The following is a 3,387-nucleotide window of genomic DNA, read 5'->3' as shown; positions in this document are numbered from 1 at the left end:
TTGTGGTTTTGGGTGTGTGGTGTTCTGTCGTGTGCTCTTCCGAGCTCCGGGTGGGCGTCGGCCCGGCGGGCGCCCACCGGGCCGACGCGGCGGGGTCGGGATTTCTCCCCGGGGTGTTACGGGGGCGGCCGTGGCCGGCCCGGCCCCGGGCGCCGTTTCGCCCCGGGGAGCCACGGCCGCCGACGGAGCCTGGCCAGCGCAGTGGGCGGTGCCGTGCACGGCCGCCGTTCGCTCCGGGGCGTTTCGGTGGCCCCGGGCACGGGTTGTCCCGCCTCCCGGGGCTGGGTGCGGTGTGCGGCGAGCAGCCGCTCGGCCCACTCGCGGTGGCGCACCATCACGCCATACGCGGCGTGGAGAACGTCGCCGTGCATTGGCGTCGGCTGCTGCCGAGGCGGAAACCAAAGCCGGCGGCTCCTGCACCTGCGCTCCGCGACCGCCCCCGTAAGCGGTCCTCGCCGCGGCCGCCGAACTGATCGCCTCTATCGGACAATAACGGTCCCGCTGTTCGGCCGGTAGTGCCAGCCAGATCCCAGGGTATTGCAGTGGATGGTGGACCACCCGTTATTGCTCGCCTCGTTGCCGGTGAGGGTGGTGTGTCGGCCGTCGCTGCTGTCGCAGTACGCCTTCACCTTGTAGACCTTCTGGGTGTTGCAGTGCACCCCGAAGTAGTTCGAGTCCGATCCCGGGGTGCAGTACGACGGGATCGACGCGAGGGAGCTCTGGCCCTGGGCGGACGCGGTCGTCTGATCTGCCGGCGTCGCACCGGCGTAGGCGGCGGTGCCGGCCACGGCGAACACCGCACTCCCCACGACGATGCCGACCTTCGATGCTATGCGCATTCCACACTCCTCGGATCCATCGCCGGATGCCCCGGCTCGACTACGAGAAGCCTTTCCCAAGCCGCCTGAGCAGATCAACGTTCGGCCCCTGTCCCGGACACCGGTCCGGTGTCCGGCCTGGTCAGACCTCTGTCCGGGACAAGCTCGGCGGGGTCCGGCGCCGGGACCGAGAGTCCGCGTGGCGTTTCACCGGCGCCCGCCGGCCGCGCCCGGCCGCCAGGCGGAGCTGGCGGCGTTACTCAGGGGCCTGGTGACCGTCCGGCCTGATCGGTGCGCGGCGGACAACCGGCCTGGTGGGCGGGACGGGAGCGGTGCGGCGCAGAGCGGCGGCGAAGGCGGCTTCGACCCAACCGGCGATGGCGGTCATGGTGTGGTGGTCGAGGTGGGCCAAGCGGCGGGCGGTTTGGTGGTCGGCTTCGGCTTCGGTGGGTTCTAGGCCGGCGCGGCGCAAGGCAGTGAGGACGATCTTCTTCCGGGTGTCCGGGGCGGTGGTGGTCTGTGCGGCGCGGGCCCGGTACTCCTGTTCGCGGCGCCAGCGCCGGACGGTCAGGTCGCGGTCGGGTCGGAGGTGGTGAGGTTCTCCTCCACCACGGCGTAGCCGATCCTGCGCCATTCTCTGTGCTCGTCGATCGCGGCTCGGATTGCGGCCGCATCGCTCTCGTTGTCGCAGACTCGGGAACGGTGGCGTTTCCACATCGCGGCCTCTCTGGCGACCTCTTGGATCTGGTCGGCGATCATTCCAATGGACTTTTCGGCGGACTACTTCGCGCGACCTGAGAAAGAAAGTCACTCGATTCCCTTTCGACTTCGCCGGGGACGACGTTCCATCAGGCCAATCAGGGCTATGCAAACAGGCCGTGCAAACCGGTTCTTGAGGCCTTTCTCCTTACCCTTGGCCTCTTTCGGCTTGCGTGGACCGAATGCAGTGCGGAGGAGGGAGGCGTTCTCGGCGATCTGGGCGCGCCCACTGTGGGTCTCGGCGGCTGCGGTGATCTGCCGCTCCGCTTCGGCCTGCGCGGCCTGGTCGGCCTTCCGCTGGCAGAAGTGGCATAGCTTGGTCCCGTCGCTGGCGTAGCGGGGGTTGTTGTACATGGCGGTGCGGTGGCAGTGGGGCAGGCGGTGGCGAGGAGCTCGCGTTCCTCGCGGCGGCGTTCGGCGGCGTCCTGGTCGGCTTGCTGCTGGGTCCGCTTGGCGTCCTGGTGTCTGGCGTATGCGCGGGGTCCGAGGGCGGCGTGGAGGGGTCGAGCACACCGCCTTCCGCCGCTGAAATCTCGATTGCCCGGCAGAAGGGGCGTCGCTACCGTTGCGTTCCATGACAGTCTGCTGCTTCGCCGCCACGTGGATCCGCCGGGCCTGAGCGCGGCGGCAACCCCTTTCCTCTCCGCCGCGCGCCCGTGAACCCTCACCACTTCAACGGGTACGGAGATACCGATGTTCACCCCCTACCGGGAACTCGACGCGCTCCTGGACGAGTTCGTCCACACGGTCCGCGGCATCCTCGGCGACACGTTTGTCGGCGCCTACCTACAGGGCTCCTTCGCGCTGGGCGCCGCAGACCTGCACAGCGACTGTGACTTCATCGTCGCCACCACCGTCCTGCCCACCGGAGCCGCGGAGGACCAGCTCCGCCGGCTCCACCGCGAGATTCCCACCCGCCCGGGCCTGTGGACCAACCACCTGGAGGGCTCCTACGCGGACACTGCGTCCCTACGCGACGTCGCCGGGCTCGGGACGCCGTGGCTGTTCTGCGACCACGGTCACCGGGAGCTGATCTGGGACACCCACTGCAACAGTCCCCACGCCCGCTGGATCCTCTACAACTGCGGCATCACGTTGGCCGGGACCCCGGCCGCCGACCTCGTCGACGCGGTACCGCCCGAGGCTCTGCGCGAATCGATGCGCGCGATGCTGCCCGGCCTCCTGACCGACCTACGGACCTGGGCCCGCCTCGACGTGGCCTGGAGCCAACGGTATGCCGTGACCACCTACTGCCGGGCGCTGTTCACTCTGCACACCGGTGAGGTGGCCTCCAAGCGCGGCGCGCTGGAGTGGGCGTGCGAGACCCTCGACCCGCGCTGGCGGCCCCTGTTCATCCAGGTGATCCAGGACCGGGAGTTGGGCTGGGACCCGGCCGATGCGCCACGACAAGGCAGCCTCGAAGAGACGTACGCCTTCGCCGCCTACGCGGAGTCACTCGCCGAGTGACGAAACCGGCGGCCTGCCTGGATTCTTTGGTGGCTGTCCGAGACACCCCGGGGCAAAACCGAGCCGGCCCCCGATGAGCCCGGCGCAGTTCCTGGACCCATCGGAGCAGCCGGAGGTCGGTGCCGCGGACGGCGAACAGCCGCGGGTCGCTGTGCCAGCTCTCCACGACGACCGCGCCGCCCTGGGCACTGCGGGTGGCGGTCGGCGCGCCCAGACCCCGGGCGCGCGGCGAGACGCAAGTGCGCTCGGCGGCGAGCGCCAGGCGCAGCTGCTCGGGTCCGTCGCCCGACCCCCCTCGCCCGACGGCCGCGGCCCCCTCGCGCTGTCGCCGCGCCGGGCGACG

At 70.4% G+C, this 3,387-nt stretch carries 4 protein-coding genes; 1 reads left to right on the top strand and 3 read right to left on the bottom strand.

Annotated elements, in window-relative coordinates:
* Positions 1 to 479: 479 nt before the first annotated feature.
* From ABZ495_RS36925 to ABZ495_RS36915, 3 genes are all read right to left on the bottom strand, one after another.
* On the bottom strand, positions 480 to 839 hold the full coding sequence (locus tag ABZ495_RS36925; protein ID WP_359811848.1) for a hypothetical protein: 360 nt from the start codon (positions 837 to 839) through the stop codon (positions 480 to 482).
* 546 nt (positions 840 to 1,385) lie between these two features.
* Positions 1,386 to 1,577 carry a hypothetical protein gene (locus ABZ495_RS36920; protein WP_359840363.1) on the bottom strand — a complete coding sequence of 64 codons (192 nt, stop codon included), beginning with the start codon at positions 1,575 to 1,577 and terminating at the stop codon, positions 1,386 to 1,388.
* A gap of 48 nt (positions 1,578 to 1,625) precedes the next feature.
* On the bottom strand, positions 1,626 to 1,931 hold the full coding sequence (locus ABZ495_RS36915; protein ID WP_359811842.1) for a hypothetical protein: 306 nt from the start codon (positions 1,929 to 1,931) through the stop codon (positions 1,626 to 1,628).
* A gap of 339 nt (positions 1,932 to 2,270) precedes the next feature.
* Between ABZ495_RS36915 and ABZ495_RS36910 the strand changes: the two genes are divergently transcribed.
* Positions 2,271 to 3,044, top strand: a complete 774-nt coding sequence (locus ABZ495_RS36910; RefSeq protein ID WP_359840361.1) for an aminoglycoside adenylyltransferase domain-containing protein — start codon at positions 2,271 to 2,273, stop codon at positions 3,042 to 3,044.
* Positions 3,045 to 3,387 lie beyond the last annotated feature (343 nt).

This window comes from Kitasatospora sp. NPDC005748 (assembly GCF_040630735.1).
GTDB lineage: Bacteria > Actinomycetota > Actinomycetes > Streptomycetales > Streptomycetaceae > Kitasatospora.
The sequence above is the reverse complement of the archived record's forward strand: the minus strand, read 5'-3'. Positions and strand labels throughout refer to the sequence as shown.